At 64.4% G+C, this 21,349-nt stretch carries 20 protein-coding genes and 1 tRNA gene; 14 read left to right on the forward strand and 7 right to left on the reverse strand.

The genetic code is table 11. The annotated features are described in order from the left end of the window. A partial coding sequence (locus tag DS839_RS31310) for a beta strand repeat-containing protein (protein WP_119274479.1) occupies window positions 1-3,273 on the reverse strand: 3,273 nt, incomplete at its 3' end. Window positions 3,274-3,576: 303 nt separating this feature from the next. Between DS839_RS31310 and DS839_RS31315 the strand changes: the two genes are divergently transcribed. From DS839_RS31315 to DS839_RS31335, 5 genes are all read left to right on the forward strand, one after another. Beyond that, window positions 3,577-5,343 (forward strand): type I secretion system permease/ATPase, encoded by a 1,767-nt coding sequence (locus DS839_RS31315; protein ID WP_368912025.1) that lies wholly within the window; start codon window positions 3,577-3,579, stop codon window positions 5,341-5,343. Beyond that, a complete protein-coding gene (locus DS839_RS31320) occupies window positions 5,340-6,653 on the forward strand; it encodes an HlyD family type I secretion periplasmic adaptor subunit (RefSeq protein ID WP_119274481.1) in 1,314 nt (437 codons plus the stop codon). The genes DS839_RS31315 and DS839_RS31320 overlap by 4 nt, the downstream gene beginning before the upstream one ends. 159 nt (window positions 6,654-6,812) lie before the next feature. Further along, window positions 6,813-7,364, forward strand: coding sequence for a fasciclin domain-containing protein (locus tag DS839_RS31325; RefSeq protein ID WP_119274482.1), 552 nt, complete (start codon window positions 6,813-6,815; stop codon window positions 7,362-7,364). Between the two features lie 72 nt (window positions 7,365-7,436). After that, window positions 7,437-8,162 (forward strand): cytochrome b/b6 domain-containing protein, encoded by a 726-nt coding sequence (locus DS839_RS31330; RefSeq protein ID WP_119274483.1) that lies wholly within the window; start codon window positions 7,437-7,439, stop codon window positions 8,160-8,162. Beyond that, the gene (locus DS839_RS31335; RefSeq protein ID WP_119274484.1) at window positions 8,155-8,946 is read left to right on the forward strand and encodes a molybdopterin-binding protein; all 792 of its coding nucleotides are present in this window, start codon (window positions 8,155-8,157) and stop codon (window positions 8,944-8,946) included. Before DS839_RS31330 ends, DS839_RS31335 begins: the two co-directional genes overlap by 8 nt. Window positions 8,947-8,983: 37 nt before the next feature. On the opposite strand, the gene DS839_RS31340 is transcribed toward DS839_RS31335, so the two are convergent. After that, a tRNA-Ala gene (locus tag DS839_RS31340) sits at window positions 8,984-9,059 on the reverse strand. 154 nt (window positions 9,060-9,213) lie between these two features. Then, entirely contained in the window at window positions 9,214-9,651 is a 438-nt protein-coding gene (locus DS839_RS31345; RefSeq protein WP_368912026.1) for a TIGR02300 family protein, read from the reverse strand. A gap of 150 nt (window positions 9,652-9,801) precedes the next feature. Between DS839_RS31345 and aroA the strand changes: the two genes are divergently transcribed. Together aroA and cmk are read left to right on the forward strand one after the other, a co-directional pair. Continuing rightward, the gene (aroA, locus tag DS839_RS31350) at window positions 9,802-11,136 is read left to right on the forward strand and encodes a 3-phosphoshikimate 1-carboxyvinyltransferase (protein ID WP_368912027.1); all 1,335 of its coding nucleotides are present in this window, start codon (window positions 9,802-9,804) and stop codon (window positions 11,134-11,136) included. Next, window positions 11,133-11,756 (forward strand): (d)CMP kinase, encoded by a 624-nt coding sequence (gene cmk, locus DS839_RS31355; protein ID WP_119274487.1) that lies wholly within the window; start codon window positions 11,133-11,135, stop codon window positions 11,754-11,756. Before aroA ends, cmk begins: the two co-directional genes overlap by 4 nt. Before the next feature lie 17 nt (window positions 11,757-11,773). Here the strand turns inward: cmk and DS839_RS31360 are convergent, their stop codons facing one another. Further along, complete coding sequence (locus DS839_RS31360) at window positions 11,774-12,145, reverse strand: lysozyme inhibitor LprI family protein (RefSeq protein ID WP_119274488.1); 372 nt, start codon at window positions 12,143-12,145, stop codon at window positions 11,774-11,776. After that, window positions 12,142-12,681, reverse strand: a complete 540-nt coding sequence (locus DS839_RS31365) for a hypothetical protein (protein ID WP_119274489.1) — start codon at window positions 12,679-12,681, stop codon at window positions 12,142-12,144. The genes DS839_RS31360 and DS839_RS31365 overlap by 4 nt, the downstream gene beginning before the upstream one ends. A gap of 110 nt (window positions 12,682-12,791) precedes the next feature. Between DS839_RS31365 and DS839_RS31370 the strand changes: the two genes are divergently transcribed. The 6 genes from DS839_RS31370 to DS839_RS31395 all read left to right on the forward strand — a co-directional run bounded on the left by DS839_RS31370 (window position 12,792) and on the right by DS839_RS31395 (window position 17,560). Further along, a complete protein-coding gene (locus DS839_RS31370; protein ID WP_119274490.1) occupies window positions 12,792-14,030 on the forward strand; it encodes a Tm-1-like ATP-binding domain-containing protein in 1,239 nt (412 codons plus the stop codon). Beyond that, window positions 14,027-14,866: a phosphoenolpyruvate hydrolase family protein gene (locus DS839_RS31375; RefSeq protein ID WP_119274491.1), complete on the forward strand. Its 840-nt coding sequence runs from the start codon at window positions 14,027-14,029 to the stop codon at window positions 14,864-14,866. The genes DS839_RS31370 and DS839_RS31375 overlap by 4 nt, the downstream gene beginning before the upstream one ends. Window positions 14,867-14,958: 92 nt before the next feature. After that, the gene (locus DS839_RS31380) at window positions 14,959-15,420 is read left to right on the forward strand and encodes a pilus assembly protein N-terminal domain-containing protein (protein ID WP_162918929.1); all 462 of its coding nucleotides are present in this window, start codon (window positions 14,959-14,961) and stop codon (window positions 15,418-15,420) included. A gap of 80 nt (window positions 15,421-15,500) precedes the next feature. Continuing rightward, window positions 15,501-16,067: a TadE/TadG family type IV pilus assembly protein gene (locus DS839_RS31385; RefSeq protein ID WP_119274493.1), complete on the forward strand. Its 567-nt coding sequence runs from the start codon at window positions 15,501-15,503 to the stop codon at window positions 16,065-16,067. 6 nt (window positions 16,068-16,073) lie between these two features. Then, window positions 16,074-16,634: a TadE/TadG family type IV pilus assembly protein gene (locus DS839_RS31390; protein ID WP_119274494.1), complete on the forward strand. Its 561-nt coding sequence runs from the start codon at window positions 16,074-16,076 to the stop codon at window positions 16,632-16,634. 83 nt (window positions 16,635-16,717) lie between these two features. After that, window positions 16,718-17,560: an EamA family transporter gene (locus DS839_RS31395; protein ID WP_119274495.1), complete on the forward strand. Its 843-nt coding sequence runs from the start codon at window positions 16,718-16,720 to the stop codon at window positions 17,558-17,560. A gap of 193 nt (window positions 17,561-17,753) precedes the next feature. On the opposite strand, the gene DS839_RS31400 is transcribed toward DS839_RS31395, so the two are convergent. Both DS839_RS31400 and DS839_RS31405 read right to left on the reverse strand, forming a co-directional pair. Beyond that, window positions 17,754-18,920 (reverse strand): pyridoxal phosphate-dependent aminotransferase, encoded by a 1,167-nt coding sequence (locus DS839_RS31400; RefSeq protein ID WP_119274496.1) that lies wholly within the window; start codon window positions 18,918-18,920, stop codon window positions 17,754-17,756. A 19-nt stretch (window positions 18,921-18,939) separates the two neighbouring features. Then, on the reverse strand, window positions 18,940-19,806 hold the full coding sequence (locus tag DS839_RS31405) for an NAD(P)-dependent oxidoreductase (protein WP_119274497.1): 867 nt from the start codon (window positions 19,804-19,806) through the stop codon (window positions 18,940-18,942). 83 nt (window positions 19,807-19,889) lie between these two features. On the opposite strand from DS839_RS31405, the gene DS839_RS31410 reads away from it, so the two are divergent. After that, entirely contained in the window at window positions 19,890-21,329 is a 1,440-nt protein-coding gene (locus DS839_RS31410) for an aldehyde dehydrogenase family protein (protein WP_119274498.1), read from the forward strand. Window positions 21,330-21,349: the final 20 nt, after the last annotated feature.

Consider the following 21,349-nt stretch of genomic DNA (forward strand, 5'->3'; position numbering starts at 1 on the left):
AGGGCCGGTATAGGTCGCGCCGTTGATGGTCAGAGTGACCGTATCGCCGTCCTGGACGTCGCCACCCACCGTGCCGGTCACGGCCACCGTGCCGCCGGCTTCCGCCGCATTGACGATGTTGTCGGCGGTGATCGCATCAAGCGTAATCGAGGCCGGAGGCGGCGTCGTGTCGACGCTGTAGGTCTGGCTGTCATTCGCCGTCGTGCTGTTGCCGGCCGTATCGGTGGTGGTGACGCTGGCATCGACGGTCACGTTGTCGTCCGCAGCCAGGGCCGAGCCCGGCACATCGATGCTGAAAGCGCCACTCGCGACGGGGCCGGTATAGGTCGCACCATTGATCGTCAGAGTGACCGTGTCGCCGTCCTGGACATCGCCACCCACCGTGCCGGTGACGGCAACCGTGCCGCCGGCTTCCGCCGCATTGAGGATATTGTCGGCGGTGATCGGCGCCAGGGTAATCGAGGCCGGAGGCGGCGTCGTGTCGACGCTGTAGGTCTGGGTGTCGTTAGCGGTCGTGCTGTTGCCGGCTATGTCCGTGGTCGTGACGCTGGCATCGACAGTGAGGTTACTGTCGCTGGTCAGGGACGAGCCCGGGACATCGATGCTGAAAGCGCCGCCCGCGGCGGGGCCGGTATAGGTCGCGCCGTTGATCGTCAGCGTGACCGTGTCGCCGTCCTGGACATCGCCACCCACCGTGCCGGTGACGGCAACCGTGCCGCCAGCCTCTGCCGCATTGACGATGTCGTCGGCGGTGATCGGCGCCAGGGTAATCGAGGCCGAAGGCGGCGTCGTGTCGACGCTGTAGATCTGGCTGTCATTCGCCGTCGTGCTGTTGCCGGCCGTGTCCGTGGTGGTGACGCTGGCATCGACGGTGAAGTTACTGTCGCTGGTCAGAGCCGAGCCCGGGACATCGATGCTGAAGGCGCCGCTGGCGACAGGGCCGGTATAGGTCGAGCCGTTGATCGTCAGAGTGACGGTGTCGCCGTCCTGGACGTCGCCGCCCACCGTCCCGGTGATGGCCACCGTGCCGCCGGCTTCCGCCGCATTGAGGATGTTGTCGGCGGTGATCGCATCGAGGGTAATCGAGGCCGGAGGCGGCGTCGTGTCGACGCTGTAGGTCTGGGTGTCGTTGGCCGTAGTGCTGTTGCCGGCTATGTCCGTCGTCGTCACGCTGGCATCGACGGTCACGTTGTCGTCCGCAGTCAGGGCCGAGCCCGGGACATCGATGCTGAAAGCGCCACTCGCGACGGGGCCGGTATAGGTCGCACCATTGATCGTCAGCGTGACCGTGTCGCCGTCCTGGACATCGCCACCCACCGTGCCGGTGACGGCAACCGTGCCGCCAGCCTCTGCCGCATTGAGCACATTGTCCGCCGTGATCGCATTGAGCGTGATCGAGGCCGGAGGCGGCGTCGTGTCGACGCTGTAGGTCTGGGTGTCATTGGCCGTGGTGCTGTTGCCGGCTATGTCCGTCGTCGTCACGCTGGCATCGACGGTCACGTTGTCGTCCGCCGCCAGGGCCGAGCCCGGCACATCGATGCTGAAAGCGCCGCCCGCGACAGGGCCGGTGTAAGTCGTGCCATTGATGGTCAGCGTGACGATGTCGCCATTGTGCACATCGCCGCCGACGGTGCCGGTCACCGCGACCGTGCCGCCAGCCTCCGCCGCATTGAGGATGCTGTCGGCGGTGATGGTATTGAGTGTGATCGACGCCGAAGGCGGCGTCGTGTCGACCAGAACGATGTCTGCCGGGTTCGATACGACGCCCGAGAGATCGGCAGCGTTACCCGCCACGTCCTTGATGCTGGCCGAATTGAGAGCGAGCCCGGATATTGCGAGATCGGCCGTGTTCTGGCCGGGCGCCACCGTATAAAGGAAAGTGAGTGATGCGGTTCCGGAGCCCGCCTGATAGATCGCCGTGCCGCCGCCGCTCAAGGAGAGGGTCGGAACACCGCCGGTGACTACGACGGCCTCCGAGAAGGTCAGGGTCAAGGTGATCGTGTCCGAGGCCTTGAGGGCGCCGTCATTGGCGCCATAGGCCGAGCCGGAAACGATCGGCGCGATCAGGTCGGACGGGCTGAGGCCCAGAAAATCGCCGGCGCCCAGACTTTCTCTCGAATTGATCCTGATGACCATATCGGCCAGGCCGTCGCCGGTCGTGTCGATGTTCACCAGGGTGGTGCGCGAGGAGGCAGAGTACCAGACGCCATAAGGTGCGGGCGACGTGCCCGCCCAGGAAAGGCTGTGGCCCGCGGAAGCGGCGAGGCCGGTGAGGTCGATCTTGTCGCGAAGTCCGGCATTGGTGGTTTCGGCCGTGGAGGCGAAGCTGTCGATCGTGTCGCCGGTCGTGGTGCTGAAGCCACGATTGGCGGCCGCCTGAGAATCACCCACAGCATCGAACACGTAGCGATCTCCGCCCGCGCCGCCGTTCAGCGCGTCGGCGCCGGCCCCACCAACGAGGACATCGTTGTTGTCTCCCCCGGAAAGGGAATCGTTGCCGGATTCGCCATAAAGGGTGTCGTCGGCCGTGTCGCCGCGCAGCACATCGTCGCCGTCGCCGCCGTAAATCGTGTCCCTGCCGGTACCGCCGCGCAGCTCGTCCTTTCCGGAACCCGCTGCATTGGCCGAGGCCGTGCCGCCATAGATGGTGTCGTTGCCGTCTCCGCCATCGACGGTATCATTCCCGGCTTCGCCATAGAGACTGTCGTTACCGGCGTCGCCGCGCAGCCCATCGTCCCCGTCGCCGCCGTAAATCGTGTCGCTGCCGGCACCGCCGCGCAGATTGTCCTTTCCGGAACCCGCGGCATTGGCCGAGGCCGTGCCGCCATAGATGATGTCGTTGCCGTCTCCGCCATCGACGGCATCATTTCCGGCTTCGCCATGGAGGCTGTCGTCGCCGGTGTCGCCGCGCAAACTGTCGTCGCCGTCACCGCCATAGATCGTGTCGTTGCCGGCGCCGCCGCGCAGATCGTCCTTTCCGGATCCGACGGCGTTGCTCGCGGCCGTGCCGCCATAAATGACGTCGTTGTTGTCGCCACCGTCGACGACATCGTTGCCGATGCCGGCGACGATCAGGTCGTTGCCGGCCTGACCGAAGAGCTGGTCGTTTCCACCAGCGCCATCGATTTCGTCATCGCCGGCGCCGGCATTGACGATGTCACCCGCGGAGGTGGTTGCCGACGGGCTGGTCAGGACCCAGGCCGTCCCGTTCCAGGTAAAAATTCCTAAAGTATTGAATCGCTCGCGAAGCGCCGTTCCCGTGAGCTTGGCCATATCGAGATCCCGCTGATTTTGAAGTCGCCGTCAGATGCTTGCAGAGTCGGATCAGAGGAACGCTAGGCAACCAGTTTCTTGTCCGCCACCCCCAAATGGGGGATGACATAATTATTAACCGAAGGTAAGCATATATCTTACGCTGCGCAAGGCAGCTCCGACACAAGGACAGGTTGCTCTGACGAAACTCGGGACGGCGGCCGATTCGGACAGGTCATTCCACGCGTCCGGGCGATTGTCCTGGGCGGGATGCGGTTTGCTTGGCCGGTCGCGCCTGGATTTCCCTAGCCGGCGCGAAGCCAAATGAGCCAGGCACCACTAGCCAACGGCAAGATGGCGCCGAAACCGGTGCTGGCGGCGGCCCTTGCCCATTTCAGAACGGCCTTCACCGCCATCGGCCTCATCAGCGGCGCCATCAATATCCTGGCGCTCACGGGCTCGTTCTTCATGCTGCAGGTCTATGACCGGGTGCTGCCCAGCCGCAGCATCCCCACCTTGCTGGCGCTGGCGCTCCTCGCCGGAACCCTGTTCCTGTTCCAGGGGATATTGGAACTCATCCGATCACGGCTTCTCGGCCGCATAGGCCTCGCCCTCGATCGCCGGCTGAGCGGACAAGTCTATTCCGCCCTGCTTCTTGCCCCGCTGAGGGCCAGATCGTCGGGCGACGGCCTGCAGCCGCTCAGAGACCTGGATCAAGTGCGATCCTTCATGTCGAGCGTCGGTCCGACGGCGCTCTTCGACCTGCCCTGGGTGCCGCTCTATCTCGCCATCTGCTTTCTCTTTCACTTCTGGATCGGTGTAGCGGCCCTCGCAGGGGCAATCCTCTTATGCGGCCTGACGCTCCTGACGGAGCTGCGCACGAGAGAGCCGACCAGGCTCGCCGGCAACCATGCGGCGAGCCGCAACGCGTTCGCCGAGGCGAGCCGGCGCAATGCCGAGGTCGTGCACGCCATGGGCTTCGGCGAGCGGATCGCGGAGCGATGGTCGGCGATAAACCGCGAATATCTCGATGCCCAGGCCAGGGCCAGCGACGTGACCGGCGCGCTCGGCACCGCCTCGCGGGTCTTGCGGCTGGCGCTTCAGTCCGGGGTGCTCGGCATCGGCGCCTATCTGGTGATCCACCAGGAAGCATCGGGCGGGATCATGATCGCGGGCTCGATCATCCTGAGCCGCGCCCTGGCGCCGATCGAACTCTCCATCGCGCATTGGAAGGGCTTCGTCTCGGCGCGGCAGAGCTGGGGCAGGCTGAAGTCGCTCCTGGCGGCGTTCCCGGCGAACGAGGTCAGCGTCGCCCTGCCACAGCCAGGCTCGGCGCTGACGGTCGACGGCATCAGTGTCACGCCGCCCGGGGAAAGACGCCTCGTCGTCCATGATATCAGCTTCATGCTGACGAAAGGCGCAGGGCTCGCCATCATCGGACCGAGCGCATCGGGCAAGTCGTCTCTCGCGCGCGCCTTGGCGGGCGTGTGGCAGCCGGCGGCCGGCCATGTGCGCCTGGATGGCGCATCCCTCGACCAATGGGATCCGGCCGAGAGAGGAAAGCATGTCGGCTATCTGCCACAGGACGTTCAGCTCTTCGACGGCACGATCGCGGAGAACATCGCCCGCTTCGAGACGAATCCGCCGGCCCGCAAGATCATCGATGCCGCGAAAGCGGCGGGCGTCCACGGGCTCATCGTCGGCATGAGAGAGGGCTACGACACGCGCGTCGGCGAATCGGGATCGGCATTGTCCTCCGGGCAGCGGCAGCGCATCGCCCTGGCGCGCGCCCTCTACGACAATCCGTTCCTCGTCGTGCTGGACGAGCCCAACTCCAATCTCGATGCCGATGGCGAGGCGGCGCTCACCGAAGCCATCAAGGGCATTCGAACGAGAGGCGGCATCGCCGTCGTGGTCGCGCATCGCCCGAGCGCGCTTGCGGCACTGGACCAGATACTGGTGCTGGCCAACGGGCGGGCACAGGCCTTTGGCGCGAAGGACGAAGTAATGGGCGCCATGAGCCGGCCAAAGACCGGTCACGCTCCGCCCTTGAAGATCGTCCCCTCGACGGAAGCGGCGGGCGCGTCATGACGGCCGGCAAGCCCAGCGCCGATCCCGATCGGTCCATCAAGAAATACATGCTGGCCGCGGCGGCGACCCTGGTTCTGCTTGTCGGCGGCATGGGTGGGCTTTCGGCGATGACCGAGCTGTCGGGCGCGGTCATCGCGCAGGGAACGCTCGTCGTCGATTCGAATGTCAAGAAGGTGCAGCATCCGACGGGCGGGGTCGTCGGCGCCATCAATGTGCGCGAAGGCGACAATGTCAGAGCCGGAGACGTCCTCGTCCGGCTCGATGAAACCGTGACCAAGGCCAATCTCGCGATCGTGGCGAAGAGCCTCGACGAGCTCAGGGCGCGGCTCGCAAGGCTCGAAGCCGAGCGCGACGGAAAAGACGGCGTCCGGTTTCCGGAAGATCTTCTGGCGCGCCGCGACGATACCGGCGTCGCCGGCATTCTGGCCGGCGAAACATCGCTGTTCGCGCTCAGGCGCGATGCGCGCCATGGACAGAAATCGCAGCTGCGCGAGCGGATTTCCCAACTGGCCGAGGAGACGGCCGGGCTCAACGAGCAGAAGACCGCGAAGACCAGAGAGATCGAGCTCATCGGGCGCGAGCTCGAGAGCATCCGCACCTTGTGGCAGAGCAAGCTGGTCTCACTCGACCGCCTGACCGCGCTCGAACGCGATGCCACGCGCCTCACGGGCGAGCACGGGCAGCTGATATCGGCGATCGCGCAGACCAAAGGCCGCAGCAGCGAGATCGAGCTGCAGATCATCCAGGTCGACCAGGATCTGCGCAGCGAGGTGGCAGGCGAGCTGCGCGAGGTCCAGGCCCGGATCGCCGAGCTTGTCGAACGCAAGGTCGCGGCCGAGGATCAATTGAAGCGGATAGACATACGAAGCCCGCAAAACGGGATCGTCCATCAGCTGATGATCCATACGATCGGCGGGGTCATCACTGCCGGTGAGCCTATCATGATGATCGTGCCGGTCAGCGACGAATCGACGGTCGAAGCCCGCATCGCCCCTCAGGACATCGATCAGGTCGCGCATGGCCAGAAGGCGCTGGTGCGCCTTTCGGCCTTCAACCAGCAGACCACGCCCGAGCTGATCGGCCTTGTCGCGAAGGTCGCGGCCGATCTCACGGTCGATCAGAAGTCCGGGGCGGAATACTATTCGGCCCGCATTCAACTGCCCAAGGAAGAAGTGTCGAAGCTCGGCGATTTGTCCCTCGCAGCTGGAATGCCGGCGGAAGTATTCCTGCAGACGCGGGAGCGCACCGTGCTGTCATATCTGGTCGAGCCGCTGTCCGATCAGATGAACCGGGCGTTCCGCGAAGATTAGCCGCAAGTCTCGCTTCCAGGACCCGCACCGCGACGATCCGCAAGGGCCATGCCCCAGCCTGTTCGGCGTCCTGAAACTTTATGCCCGGCTCATCCGTCAATAGGAATGTCCCCGAATGAGGGGGACACCGCAACTGAACCTCAAAAACGGAACAGTCCCATGATGACCCTTCGCGCTGCGCTTTGCGCCACCCTCCTGTCTGTCTGCGCCACGTCGGCATTCGCCGGCAATCCCAATGTGGGCGGTGCGCCCATGTTCGAAAACAAGAACATCATCCAGAATGCCGTGAACTCCAAGGACCATACGACCCTCGTCGCCGCGGTGAAGGCGGCAGGCCTCGTCGACACGCTGCAGACGCCTGGGCCCTTCACCGTGCTGGCGCCCGTGAACAAGGCTTTTACGGCGCTTCCCGCCGGCACGGTCGACAATCTGCTCAAGCCCCAAAACAAGGCCACGCTGGTCAAGGTTCTCACCTGCCATGTGATCCCGGCCAAGGCGCTGAGCTCGGCCATCAAGAAGATGGTGAATGACGACGGCGGCGTGCATGTCGTCGAGACGGTGGGCGGATGCCAGCTCAAGCTTTCGCTGAAAGGCAACAAGGTGCGCATCACCGATGAGAATGGCGGCGTAGCCCGCGTCACGATCGCCGATGTCAAGCAGTCGAACGGCGTCATCCATGTGATCGACAAGGTTCTCCTGCCGAAGAGCTGAGTCACACCGGAAACGAGCCTCTCCGGCGCGCTCGATGGCGCCGGAGAGGCCTCATGCACAGGGACCACCACCATGCCGGATCGGCCATACAATCCCGGACGACTGATCAAGCGGCAAAAGCTCGCGACCCGCGTGACGCATTGGACATGGGCGGTGTGCCTGTTCTTCCTGCTGCTGTCCGGTCTGCAGATCTTCAACGCGCATCCCGCCCTCTATCTCGGCGATCAATCGGGCTTCACTTACGAGAACGCGATCCTCGAGATCGAAGGCTTTCCGTCCTGGCTGATCATCCCCTCGACGCAAGACCTGGCGACGGGCCGCGTCGTGCATTTCTTCTTTGCCTGGATCCTGGTGATGACGCTCGCTTTATGGCTCGTTGCATCCCTCTTCAACCGTCACTTGCGCAAGGATCTCCTGCCCACGGCGCGCGATGCCAAGAACCTCGTCCCCGATATTCGCGACCACCTCAAGCTTCGCTTCATTCACGCGGTGCGTTACTCGCCCTTGCAGAAGCTCGCTTATGGCGGCGTGCTGTTCGTGCTCTTCCCCCTGATCATCCTCACCGGCCTTGCGATGTCGCCGGGCATGAATGCCGTGATGCCGTGGCTGCCTGAGCTCTTTGGCGGCCGGCAGAGCGCGCGCACCGTCCATTTCGCCGTCATGGTCCTGCTGGTCCTGTTCTTCGTCGTGCACATGGCGATGATCCTGCTCGCGGGACCTTTCAACGAATTGCGCTCGATCGTCACCGGGCGCTATCGCCTGTCGCCGCGACGCAAGAGCGAGGCATCCCATGGCTAGGCTGGTCCTCACGCGGCGGTCCCTGCTGCGCGCCGGTCTCGCCTCGGCCGCGGCCCTCCCCTTGGGCGGCTGCGACGCCTTTGATTTCTTGAAAGACCGCGAGAACGCCATGCGCGACTTCATGATCGGCATGAACAAGCTGACCTACAGGACGCAACGCCTCCTGCAATCGCCCGACCTGCTGGCTCCGGAATTCGCCGAAGCGGATATCAGGCAGGACCAGCATCCCAACGGGTCCATCGAACCCGATACCGATGACTATCTGACACTGCTGCAAGGGAATTTCACCGACTATCAGCTCATGGTGGACGGCCTCGTCGAGCGGCCCATGCGCTTCACGCTCGATGCGCTCCGCGCCATGCCGTCACGGACACAGATCACCCGGCATGATTGCGTGGAAGGCTGGAGCTGCATCGCCAAATGGCAGGGCACGCCCTTGCAGCACATCCTCGATCAGGTGGGCGTCAAGCCTCATGCCCGCTATGTCGTCTTCCATTGTTTCGATGCGATCGAGAGAAGCCTCAGCGGCGAAATTCTCTATTACGAGTCCATCGACCTCATCGATGCCCGCCACCCGCAGACGATCCTCGCCTATGTCATGAACGACAAGCCGTTGCCCGTCGCCAATGGGGCGCCCTTGCGGGTCCGGGTCGAACGCCAGCTCGGCTACAAGATGGCCAAATACATCCGCCGCATCGAGCTCGTGTCCGACTTTGGCCAGATCGGAGAGGGCCACGGCAGCTATTGGGCCGATCGCGGCTATGAATGGTATGCCGGCATCTGAGCCGCGGAGATCACACCGGTTTTCGCCAGAGAGTGAGTGGTGGAGCCAGACGGAATCGAACCGACGACCTCTTGAATGCCATTCAAGCGCTCTCCCAACTGAGCTATGACCCCACACTGGGTTTTCGAACGGGCGGCTTCTCGCCCTCGAATTGGGATGCCGCGCAGGCTCGTCTCAGCCTTGCGAAGCGGGCGGAAACTAGTGCCGCCCTCGGCATTTAGCAAGCAAAACTTGCCGCCCTCTGCGCTAAGCGGGGAGAGGCAAAAATCAGACCTCTTCCTCGCCTTCCTTGCCGCCGCCGCCCGGGCCGCCGTCGAGATAGCCCGAGACGTCGGAATTCTCTTCCTCGTCCTCGACCAGGAAAGTCGAATCCTCTTCCGATTCGGACGCTTCCTCCTCCTCGCCCAGATCGACATCGGCGATGGCGGCAGTCTCGTCCTCCTGATCGCCTCCCTCCTCGACCTCCTCGAGGCTGACAAGCTCGACATCGGACACCTCCTCGGCATCCGCGGGGGCGGGCTTGGGAGCCTCGCGCACCGGCTTGGCCACGGCGGCCTGCGGCACATCGCCCTTGGAGGGCAGCAAGGGGGCGGCAATGAAGCTCACCCCGCATTTCGGGCAAATGATCGGCGACTTCAGCAGATCATAGAATTTCGACCCGCAGGACGGGCATGTACGCTTGGTTCCGAGTTCAGCCTTGACCACGGTTGATCCTCTTAAGGGGCTTGAAATTGCGGTGATTGCGGGCTCCATGCCATGCTCGGACCCGCTTGTCAAAAGCAAAGGTGACAGGCGAAAAACCCCATGATAGGAGCCGACGCCAACACCCCGACCCCCATAAAATTGGACTTTCCCGTGCACGGTTCAAGCCCCGCACCCCTCCGTTCCCGCAAGGCCCAGGCGCTCAAGGGCCTGATCCGCGTGCCGGGCGACAAATCGATCTCGCATCGCTCCTTGATGCTGGGCGCCATCGCCGTGGGCGAGACCCGGGCCCAGGGCCTCCTCGAAGGCGAGGACGTGGTCAATACGGCCAAGGCCATGCAGGCGCTGGGCGCCAAGGTTTCGCGCGACAAGGACGGTATCTGGCGCATCCAGGGGGTGGGCGTCTCCGGCCTCACGAGCCCCAAGGGCGATCTCGATTTCGGCAATTCCGGCACCGGCGTGCGCCTGGCGCTGGGCCTGATGGCCGCAACCCCCTTGACCGCCCGCTGCATCGGCGATGCCTCGCTGTCGAAGCGGCCCATGGGCCGCGTCACCGTGCCGCTCTCGCAGATCGGCGCCCGCTTCGAGACCGAGGAGGGCGGCCGCCTGCCGCTGACCCTCCATGGCGCACGCGATGCCGTGCCCATCACCTACCGGCTCCCGGTCGCCTCGGCCCAGGTCAAATCGGCGGTGCTGCTCGCCGGCCTCAATACGCCCGGCCGCACCACCGTCATCGAGCCCCAGGCCACGCGCAATCACACCGAGCGCATGCTGAAAGCCTTCGGCGCCGAAATCGCGGTCGAGCAGAAAGACGACGGCCGCCATATCCATGTCATGGGCCAGCGCGAGCTCAAGGCACAGGCGATCGACGTGCCGGGCGATCCGAGCTCGGCCGCCTTCCCTCTGGTCGCCGCCCTCATCACCGAGGGCTCCGACATCACCATAGCCAATGTGATGCTGAACGAAACGCGCACCGGCCTCATCACCACGCTCATCGAGATGGGCGGCGATATCGAAATCGAGAACCGACGCCTTGCGGGCGGCGAGGAGGTGGGCGACCTGCATGTGCGCGCATCGAGGCTCAAGGGTATCAGCGTGCCGAAAGCGCGGGCGCCATCGATGATCGATGAATATCCCGCACTTGCCGTGGCCGCATCCTTCGCCGACGGCATCACCCATATGGAAGGTCTCGATGAGTTGCGGGTGAAGGAAAGCGACCGCCTCGCGGCTGTCGAGGCGGGGCTGCAGGCGAATGGCGTCACCACGCGCTCAGGCCCTGACTGGCTCGCGGTCGAGGGCGGTTCGCCCAATGGCGGCGGCACCGTCCCGACCCATCTCGATCACCGCATCGCCATGGCCTTCCTGGTGATGGGGCTGGCGGCGAGAGACGCGGTCAGCGTCGATGACAGCGCCATGATCGCCACCAGCTTCCCGAATTTCATCGCGCTGATGAACGGCATGGGCTGCCGCATCGAGCCCGTCGCATGATCATCGCGGTCGATGGACCCGCGGCCGCCGGCAAGGGCACGCTGGCGCGCGCGCTCGCCCGGCATTACAACTATCATTTCCTCGATACCGGGTCGCTCTATCGCATGGTGGGGTTCGCCGTGCTGGTCCGGGGCCATGATCCACGCGATGAAGCGGCGGCGCTCAGGGCGGCACAGGCGCTCAAGCCCGACCTGATGCATGAGCCGGACCTGCGCAGTGAAAAGGTGGGCGAAGCCGCCTCGATCGTCGCCGCCAATCTGAAAGTGCGCGAGGCGCTCCTCGGCTTCCAGCGCGATTTCGCAAGTCGCGCCCCCGGCGCGGTGCTCGACGGGCGCGATATCGGCACCGTGGTCTGCCCGGACGCCGAAGCGAAGATCTTCGTCACCGCGAGCCCGGAGGTCAGGGCCCGGCGCCGCCATGCCGAGCTCGCCGAGAGGGGCGAGGTGGTGCCGTTCGAGACGGTACTCGCCGAGATCAAAGCGCGTGACGAGCGCGACCGCACCCGTGCCCATGCGCCGCTCGTGCCGGCGAAGGACGCTTATGTGCTCGAGACATCGGCCATGACGCGAGAAGACGCGCTCAGGGCGGCGATCGAGTTTGTGGACGGGAGAGGGAAGTAGTTCCCTCGCTCAGCGGATCATTGCGCCGGATCCCCGTTCTGGAGCCTCGCATAGTCGTCCATCGCCCGGACGATGCCTTGCTTCAGCGCATCGATGCGGGCCCGATAGAGCTGGCGCAAACAGGCGAGATCGCCGCCGCATTGGGCGCGCTGTTGCAGGAAATTCTGCGCATCGTCCATGCGGGCACCATTCGAGCCCATCAGCATCGGCACCTTGCTGAAGGCGAACCACAGGCCGCCCATCTCGCTGTCGAGGGCGGAGAGATCGGGGGTCGCGCAAATGGCGCGCTCATCGGGCTTTGCCGCCTTGCTGCAATCGAAGCTCGCGGCCTCTACAGGCGAGACGAAGAGGATCAGAGCGCTGAGGAGAAGAAACAGATACCGGGTCATTTCGCCACATCACTCGTTTGAAAACCGCACCATTGGCCGAGCTTGCGATAGGAAGCGGTGAAGCCTGCAAGCGATAGCGACGGCGTCGGCTTGCCGGCGAGCGTCACCGTGACCGCGCTGCCGGCGGCGAGGCCCTTCAATAGAGCGAGGCTCGTCGCCTTCACATTATTGATCATCGCTTCCTTGCCATCGCCCGAGACCTTTGCCTCGAGCTTCTTGTCGCCGAAATCGAAGCTCGCGGGCTGGTTCTCGCCCTTGGGCAAGCCGCCCGCCGCCGAGCCGACGACAATGGCCGGATAGCCATCGGGCGGCAGGACATCGCCGTTGCTGATCGCGAGCTTGAGCGTCCAGTCCTTGCCGGCGGCATCCTTAGCGGTGGTCCAGGCGCTGCAGGTCTTGCGCAGATCCTCGCCGGTATTGACCTCGTCGAGGCTCGCCGTCCAGTCCTTGGACGTCTCCTTCTGGGACGCGGCGTGAGCACTTGTTGCCAGCGCGGCGGAAAGGATCAGAGATGAAACAAGGCTTCGGAACGTCATGCGGGCCTCCTGTCGGCACTCTCATAGCAGAGGCCGCGCCGCCTGTCGCAGGGCTTGGCATGGGAAGGTTTATGCATGACTTTACCCTCCCCCTCATGCACAGTCGTTCCATGGGAAGAAACGCCAAGACCGGCAAGACCGCCTATGTGGCCGGCACATTCGACACCAAGGCGCGCGAGCTGCTCTATCTCAAGGATTGCCTCGAGCACCAGGGCATCCCGGTCACGACCGTCGATCTGTCGACCTCGGGCGGCACGGCCGCATCCGCGGCCGATATCGGCGCCCTCTCCGTCGCCACCTATCATCCGATGGCCGCGGCCGCCGTCTTCACCGGCGAGCGCGGCAGCGCGGTCGCCGCCATGGCGGAGGCCTTCACCTACTTCATCCGCGCGCGCGACGATGTCGGCGGCATCATCGCGGCCGGGGGCTCCGGCGCCACCGCGCTCGCGACACCCGCGATGCGCGCCTTGCCGGTCGGCACGCCCAAGGTCATGGTCTCGACCATCGCCAGCGGCGACGTCCGGCCGCATGTCGGCTCCTCCGACATCGCCATGATCTATCCGGTCACCGACATTGCGGGCCTCAACCGCATCTCGCGCCGGGTGCTGGCCAATGCCGCGGGCGCGCTTGCCGGCATGATGCGGGCCGAGCCGATCGCCGGCGAGGCCGAGAAGCCCGCCATCGGCCTCACCATGTTCGGCGTCACCACAGCCTGCGTGCAGCAGGTGACGAAGCTGCTCGAGGCCGATTATGACTGCGTCGTCTTCCATGCGACGGGAAGCGGCGGACAATCCTTCGAGACGCTGGCGGCATCGGGCTTCTTCTCAGGCGTCATCGATGTCACCACCACCGAGATCGCCGACGAGATCGCGGGCGGCGTGCTCTCGGCGGGACCCTCCCGTCTCGATGCCTTCGCCCGCCATGACATTCCCTATGTCGGCTCGACGGGGGCGCTCGACATGGCGAATTTCTGGGGCATGGACACGGTGCCGGCCGGATTGCGGCAACGTCTGCTCCATGTCCACAATGCCAATGTCACGCTGATGCGCACCAGTGTCATGGAGAATGAGCGCATCGGCCGGTTCATCGCGGAAAAGCTCAACCGCATGAAAGGCGAGGTCCGCTTCCTCTTGCCGATGAAGGGCGTGTCGGCGCTCGACCAGACGGGCAAGCCTTTCTTCGACGAGGCCGCCGACCGGGCGCTGTTCACGACGATCGAGGAGAATTTCGCGGCCAGCCCCGGGCATCGGCTGGTCAAGCTGCCCCATCACATCAATGATCCCGACTTCGCCAAGGCCCTGGTCGAGGCCTTCCGCGAGATTGCCGAGAAGGAGAGCCTGCCCGCATGAGACGCTTCACCCGAGAAGAGCTGCTCGCCCGCTTCGGCGACATGATCCGCAAAGGCGAGCCGATCATCGGCGGCGGCGCCGGCACCGGTTTGTCCGCCAAATGCGAGGAGGCGGGCGGCATCGATCTCATCATCATCTATAATTCCGGGCGCTACCGCATGGCGGGTCGCGGCTCGCTCGCCGGCATGATGGCCTATGGCAATGCCAATGACATCGTGCTCGACATGGCGCGCGAGGTGCTGCCGGTGGTCAAGAAGACGCCGGTGCTGGCGGGGGTCAACGGCACCGATCCCTTCTGCCTGTTCGACGATTTCCTCGACCGGCTTGCGGCGCTGGGCTTCGCCGGCATCCAGAATTTCCCGACCGTCGGCCTCTTCGACGGCAAGATGCGCGCCAATCTCGAGGAGACCGGCATGGGCTATGGGCTCGAGGTCGATCTCATCCGTCTCGCCCACGCCAAGAACATGCTGACGACGCCCTACGCCTTCACCGTCGATGAAGCCGCCGCGATGACGAAGGCCGGCGCCGACATCCTGGTCTGCCATATGGGGCTGACGACGGGGGGCGCCATCGGGGCCTCGACCGCCTTCACGCTCAAGGACAGCGCCAAGCTCATCAACGAGATGATCGCCGCGGCGCGGAAAGTGCGCGACGACATCATCGTGCTCTGCCATGGCGGGCCGATCGCCGAGCCCGAGGACGCGGAATTCATCCTCAAGCATTGTCCCCACTGCCACGGCTTCTACGGCGCCTCGTCGATGGAGCGCCTGCCGGCCGAGCGTGCGCTCATCGCGCAGACGCAGAAGTTCAAGGGGATCGGGAAAAGGGCGCTGTAAGGGAAACTTCACCATTCTCGGATCAAATCGGCGGTGCGACAGATCGCCGGCGCCATGCTGCGAGCGATCCGGCAATGAGGGACCCTCGCGCCATGATTAATTTTTCCTTACCCGGCCTTGCAATCGCCGCGGCTCTCTTGTCCCTTGCCGGCCCCGCATTGGCCGCGAACGACGTCACCATCTATGCCGACCAGGCGAAGATCATCCAGCTGACGGACCAGCCGGGCACGGTGGTGGTCGGCAACCCCTCTATCGCCGATGTCACGGTGCAGGGCGAGCGCGTGGTGCTGATGGGCCGTACTTACGGCGTCACCAATGTCATCATCCTCGATCGCGAGGGCAAGCAGCTCGCCGCCCTCGACGTCACGGTCCAGATCACCGACAAGAACGCCGTCCATGTGTTCAAGGCCGGCGGGCGCATGAGCCTCGCCTGCGCGCCGATGTGCGAGCAGACCCTGCAAGTGGGCGACGAGCTGGTCCGCGTCTTCGATCCGCTGGCCAAGGAAATGCAGACCAAGAGCGACCTCGCTGCCGGCGGCGCGAAGGGCGACTGACCGCCGCCGCGAAGGGCAATCATTAAAATTTGAGTGAATATTTTCAATTCACCGCAATAGCGAGTTGCTAAGGCTGCCGCATGACCGCGGGAAACGCAGCACACGCCAAGGGACGGCGCAAAATCACAGGCGCGCGACTGCTCATTGCCGCCTTCGCCCGTAAGCAGGATGGCGCGGCCGCCGTCGAATTCGCCCTCGTCGCCCTGCCGTTCTTCTGGCTGCTTCTGGTCATCTTCGAGACCGCCGCCGTGATCTTTACCGACATCGCGCTGCAGAACGGCCTCACCGAGACTGCCCGCCTCATCCGCACCGGCCAGGTCCAGACCCAGAATATCAGCGAGAGCAAGTTCAAGGAACTGCTGTGCAAGAATGTCGCCTCCTATATCAATTGTACCAATATTCGCGTCGACATCACCAAATCGGCGAGCCTGGCGGCGATTACCGGCCCTGACATGATGACCGTCCAGGACGCCACGGCGCAGTCCTTCCAGCCGGGCGGGCCGATGGAATGGGTGCTGGTGCAGGCGCGCTATGACTGGCAGCTCACCGTGCCGGGCATCAGCCAGCTCGCCAATATGGGCCCGAACAGCTCGGTGCGCCGCCTCGTCGCCGGCGCCATGTTCCGCAACGAGCCTTACGGCGGCTGAGGACCCATGCGACAGCTTCACGCCAAGATCCGCCGGTTCATCCGCGACCGCCAAGGGGTCGCCGCCATCGAGCTCGCTCTCATCGCGCCCGTCCTGCTCCTGCTCTATTTCGGCACCGTCGATCTCGGCAACTGGTACATGGCGCATCGCCGCCTGGTGGTGGCCGGCAGCACGGTCACCGATCTCACCACCCAGAGCAACGGGCAAGTGACGAAGGCCGAGATCGACGCCTTCTGGAACGGCATCGGCCGGATCATCGCGCCCTTGAAGCTTGCCGATGTCAAAATGACGATGCGCGATTTCCGCAAGAAGAACGGCGCCGTCCAGCAGCAATGGTCCTATTCCGCCAATGGCGGCAGCGCGTGCGGGGCCGCTCTTACGGCCGCCGACATGCAGGCGCTCGGCACCAACGAGATGACCGACGGCAATGACATACTGGTCGCGTCGGTCTGCACGACGATCGCCCCCATCGCGCTCCAGATGTTCGGCTTCACGTCGATCGACATGAAATACCGGATCAGCATGCGCCCGCGCATCGGCAAGACGCTCGACTGCACCAATTGCTGAGCCATTTCTTTATTCGCTTTACTGGGTTATAGAGCCCGGCATTCGGCGATTCCGGGCGGGTCTTCGGGGACCCGGTGAAATAAGTGGACCTTCATATCTTCCTGGCCGTTCTTCTCGCGGCCCTCCTGCATGCGAGCTGGAACCTCCTGGTCAAGCTCGACCTCGACCGCTTCCTGGCGCTGCTCCTCATCTCCTGCGTGATGGGCCTCATGGGGATCGCGATGCTGATCGCCTTCCCCTGGCCCAGCCTGGCAAGCGCTCCTTATTTCATCACCTCGGGACTGCTGCATGTGGGCTACAACATGTTCCTGGCGCGCAGCTACCGCACCGGCGACCTCAGCCAGGTCTATCCGATCGCGCGCGGCACGGCGCCGCTCATCACCTTCATCGCCGCCTGGGCGCTGGCGGGCGAAACCGTCGGCGGGATCGGCGCCCTCGGCATCCTTCTTCTGGTCGGAGGCATCTGGCTCACCGCGCGGCCCGGCCATCAATCGATCCGGCTCGACGGCATGACCTTGTTCTTCGCGCTGGGCACCTCGGGCTTCATCGCCGCCTATACGATCGTCGACGGTTTCGGCGCGCGCCTGTCGGGCTCGGCTTCCGCCTATGCCGGCATGCTGTTCGTGCTCGATGCCGTGTTCATGATCATCGTCGCCCTCCTGACCCGCGGGCCTGCCGCCTTCCGGCAGATTCTGCCTTCCTGGAAGAGCGGCACCGCCGGCGCTGCCCTCTCGGCCGGCGCCTATTGGATCGTCATCTGGGCGATGAGTCTTGCTCCCATCGCCGCGGTCGCGGCACTGCGCGAAACCAGCATCCTCTTCGTCATGCTGATGTCGGCGGTCTTCCTGAAAGAGAAGGTGACGGGCTTCCGGCTCATGGGCGCGGTGCTGATCGTCCTCGGCGCGGTGGCGCTCAGAATGTCATGAATCACCCGGCAGAACCGTCATTGGCGTGTCATAAATTAAAGCCAGGTTAAGTTCACCAGGAGGCGTCAGTCGCGTTCCCTTTTCCTGGCATCACCCGACTGCCCAGCCATGCCGGCGCCACCTTCCCATCCTCAGCCCCTTAAAGGTCCGCGTCCGGCATGGCCCTTTCTTCCACCGAGTGTCGGTTCGATACCTAACCGAGAAGATTCTTCATCCGGCCCAGCGCTTCCTTGAGCTCGGCCTCGCTCGCGGCATAGGAGAGGCGCAAATAGCCGGCGCCATTGTCGCCGAAGCTCTCACCCGGGATGAGCGCCACATGGGCTTGATTCAGGAGGTCGCGCGCCAGATCGCGCGAGGCGCGTCCCGTCGCCTTCACATTGGGAAAGGCATAGAAGGCGCCGCCCGGCATGCGGCAGGATACACCTCTAAGCGCGTTGAGCCCGTCGACGACTAACCCGCGGCGCTTCTCGAAACTCCTGCGGAAACCCTCGATCTCGTCCATCGGCCCGGTCATCGCGGCGAGCCCCGCCATCTGGGCCGCGACATTGACGCAGGAATGATCGACGGTGATGAGCTTCCGCACATGATCGACCAGCGCCTTGGGCCAGATGCCGAAGCCCAGCCGCCAGCCGGTCATGGCGAAGGTCTTCGACCAGCCGTCGAGGATGATGGTGCGGTCACGCAGATCGGGGAAATCGAGGAAGCTCGTGAATTTGGCTCCCTGGAAAGTGAGGTGGCTGTAAATCTCGTCCGACAGAACCGCGACCTCGGGATGGCGCGCGAGGCCGTGGGCGAGCTTCGTGATCTCCACGCTATCTACGACGCCGCCCGTCGGATTGGCGGGCGAGTTGATCATGATGAGGCGCGTGTTGGGGGTGATGAGAGAAAGCACCTCATCGGCATCGAAACCGAAATCCTTCTCCTCGCGGATCGGGTAGGGAACACCCTTGGCGCCGCCCGAGCGGATCGCCTCGCGATAGGGCGGGAAGCCCGGATCGGGATAGAGGATCTCCGCCCCCGGACCGCCGAAGAGCAGGCAGGCGAAATAGAAGGTGACCTTGCCGCCCGGCACGATAACGACCTCTTCGGGCGAGACCGGCACTTTGAATCGACTCGAAACATGGGCGGCGACCGCCTCGCGCAAGGGCAGGATGCCAATCGGCGTCGTATAGCCATGCGGCCCATCGCGCACCGCCTTCTCGGCCGCTTCCAGTATATGGCGCGGCGGCGAGAAATCCGGCTGGCCGATGCCGAGATTGATAACGGGCGCACCCTTGGCTTTCAGAGCGAGGGCGCGGTCGAGAACGGCGAAGGCGCCTTCCTCCTCGATGACGGTGATATTGGGATTGAGCTTGAGCATCGGAGCCTTGCGTTCTGGTTTACGTCACATCGTCGATGGCCGGGTCGAGCAGGTGGCTGACATTGCGCCCGCCGTGACCCGTGGCGACCGCCTTGGCGAAGATCTGCTCTACAGCCTCGGTGAGCGGCGTCAACTGCTCGAGTTCCTGGGCGAGCGCCGAATAATAGCCGATGTCCTTGGCGGCATTGGTGAGGGAGAATTTATAGCCGTCGAAATCGCCGGCGAGCGCTGCCTCCATCATCTTGCGCAAGACGCCGGAATTGCCGGAGCCGTTGAGCATCACCTCATAGAGGTCCTTCCAGTCGACTTGCGCCTTGCGCGCCGTGGTGAAGGCCTCGGTGACGAGGCCGATCATGCCGATCACCAGATAATTGGAGATGAGCTTCGCCACATGGCCCGAACCCGGCGGACCGAAATGCTTCAGGCGGCTGGCATAGCAGGAGACAAGCGGCGCGATGGCCGCAAAAGTCTGCTCGTCGGCCCCGATCAGGGCGCCCACTTCCTTCTTCGCCACCTGCTCAGGCCCGCCCGCCATGGGCGCATCGGCATAGGCGACGCCTTGCACCTTCAGCTCGCGCGCCAGGCGGCGCGTCGTCTGAGGATCGGTCGTGCCGGTATCGATGATGATCTGGCCACGGCGCAAATGGGGCATCAGCCCCAAAATCGTCTCCTCCACCACTTTCGCGGTGGTGAGGCACAGGATGATCACCTCGCTTTCCTTGGCGAGGGTGCCCAGATCCTTTGCCTCATGGGCGCCTTTGCCAAGCAAGGGATCGATGAAACTGCGGTTGCGATGCGCCATCAGCCACAACTCGTGGCCCCTCTCCATCAGATGGCCGGCCATGCCGGAGCCCATCAGCCCCAGACCAACGAAACCGATCCTCATCTTCTCATCCTTTCCTGCGAGGCCCCGGGCATGCTAGAGCCGAACGCGAAAAAAAGGGAACCCGCAATTTCCGGAGAGCCGCTATGACACTGAACAAGAACTTCATCAATGGCGAATGGGTCGGCAGCGACCATGCCAAGGACAACATCAACCCGTCCGATCTCTCCGACATCGTCGGCTCCTATGCGCAAGGAAGCGACACCGATACCGAGGCGGCCATCGCCGCCGCCAAGGCCGCGGCACCGGCCTGGGCTCAGACGACGCCACAGCAGCGCGCCGATATCCTCGAAGCCACCGGTCAAGAGCTCCTGGCGCGCAAGGACGAGATCGGCAAATTGCTCGCCCGCGAGGAAGGCAAGACCCTCGCCAATGGCATCGCCGAGACGATACGCGCCGCCCAGATCTTCAAATTCTTCGCACAAGAGACCCTGCGGCTCGAAGGTATCGCCATTCCCTCGGTTCGCCCCGGCATCGACGTGGTGGTGACGCGCGAGCCCCTGGGCGTCGTCGGCCTCATCTGCCCGTGGAATTTCCCGATCGCCATCCCCGCCTGGAAGATGGCGCCGGCGCTCGCCTTCGGCAATACGGTGGTGTTCAAGCCCGCCGACCTGGTACCGGGCACGGCCTGGGCGCTGGTCGAAATACTCTCGCGCACCGGGCTGCCCAAGGGCGTGGTCAATCTGGTGATGGGCAAGGGCTCGGTGGTCGGCCAGAAGCTCCTCGATTCGCCCGACGTCAATGCGATTTCCTTTACCGGCTCGGTGGCGACGGGGGCGCGGGTGGCGCAGGCCTGCGCCGCGCGCGGCGCCAAGTTCCAGCTCGAAATGGGCGGCAAGAATCCCTTCATCGTGCTCGACGACGCCAATCTCGACGTCGCGGTCCAGGCCGCCGTCGACGGCGCCTTCTACCAGACCGGCCAGCGCTGCACCGCCTCCTCGCGCCTCATCGTGCAGAGCAAGATCCATGACGCCTTCGTCGACAAGACGATCGCGGCGCTGAAGGCGCTCAAGGTGGACAATGCGCTGAAGGAGGGCACCCAGATCGGCCCGGTGGTCGATGAGAACCAGCTGGCGCAGGACCTTTCCTATATCGATATCGGCCGGCATGAGGGCGCCGAGCTCGCCTGGGGCGGCGAATTGCTCAACCGCGACACCAAGGGCCATTATCTGAGCCCGGCTTTGTTCGTCGGCACCGACAACAAGATGCGCATCAACCGCGAAGAGATCTTCGGGCCCGTGGCCTCGGTGATCAAGGTCGAGAGCTATGACGAGGCGCTGACGGTCGCCAATGACACGGCTTTCGGCCTTTCCTCCGGCATCGCCACCTCATCGCTCAAATATGCCAATCATTTCCGCAAGGCTTCGGCGGCCGGCATGGTGATGGTCAATCTGCCGACGGCGGGCGTCGACTATCATGTGCCCTTCGGCGGGCGCAAAGGCTCGAGCTACGGTCCGCGCGAGCAGGGCCGGCATGCGGCCGAGTTCTATACTTCGGTCAAGACGGCCTATATCAATCCGGTGTGAAATACCCTCGCCCCTAGCGG

This window comes from Taklimakanibacter deserti (assembly GCA_003574785.1).

Bases quoted from the DNA above. Each gene is read 5' to 3' on its own strand.
- DS839_RS31410 (WP_119274498.1), top strand. From the start codon at position 19,890: ATGACACTGAACAAGAACTTCATCAATGGCGAATGGGTCGGCAGCGAC.
- DS839_RS31360 (WP_119274488.1), bottom strand. From the start codon at position 12,145: ATGACCCGGTATCTGTTTCTTCTCCTCAGCGCTCTGATCCTCTTCGTC.
- DS839_RS31335 (WP_119274484.1), top strand. From the start codon at position 8,155: ATGGCTAGGCTGGTCCTCACGCGGCGGTCCCTGCTGCGCGCCGGTCTC.
- DS839_RS31325 (WP_119274482.1), top strand. From the start codon at position 6,813: ATGATGACCCTTCGCGCTGCGCTTTGCGCCACCCTCCTGTCTGTCTGC.
- DS839_RS31375 (WP_119274491.1), top strand. From the start codon at position 14,027: ATGAGACGCTTCACCCGAGAAGAGCTGCTCGCCCGCTTCGGCGACATG.
- DS839_RS31330 (WP_119274483.1), top strand. From the start codon at position 7,437: ATGCCGGATCGGCCATACAATCCCGGACGACTGATCAAGCGGCAAAAG.
- cmk (WP_119274487.1), top strand. From the start codon at position 11,133: ATGATCATCGCGGTCGATGGACCCGCGGCCGCCGGCAAGGGCACGCTG.
- DS839_RS31385 (WP_119274493.1), top strand. From the start codon at position 15,501: ATGACCGCGGGAAACGCAGCACACGCCAAGGGACGGCGCAAAATCACA.
- DS839_RS31380 (WP_162918929.1), top strand. From the start codon at position 14,959: ATGATTAATTTTTCCTTACCCGGCCTTGCAATCGCCGCGGCTCTCTTG.
- DS839_RS31390 (WP_119274494.1), top strand. From the start codon at position 16,074: ATGCGACAGCTTCACGCCAAGATCCGCCGGTTCATCCGCGACCGCCAA.
- DS839_RS31405 (WP_119274497.1), bottom strand. From the start codon at position 19,806: ATGAGGATCGGTTTCGTTGGTCTGGGGCTGATGGGCTCCGGCATGGCC.
- DS839_RS31365 (WP_119274489.1), bottom strand. From the start codon at position 12,681: ATGACGTTCCGAAGCCTTGTTTCATCTCTGATCCTTTCCGCCGCGCTG.
- DS839_RS31370 (WP_119274490.1), top strand. From the start codon at position 12,792: ATGGGAAGAAACGCCAAGACCGGCAAGACCGCCTATGTGGCCGGCACA.
- DS839_RS31315 (WP_368912025.1), top strand. From the start codon at position 3,577: ATGAGCCAGGCACCACTAGCCAACGGCAAGATGGCGCCGAAACCGGTG.
- DS839_RS31400 (WP_119274496.1), bottom strand. From the start codon at position 18,920: ATGCTCAAGCTCAATCCCAATATCACCGTCATCGAGGAGGAAGGCGCC.
- DS839_RS31320 (WP_119274481.1), top strand. From the start codon at position 5,340: ATGACGGCCGGCAAGCCCAGCGCCGATCCCGATCGGTCCATCAAGAAA.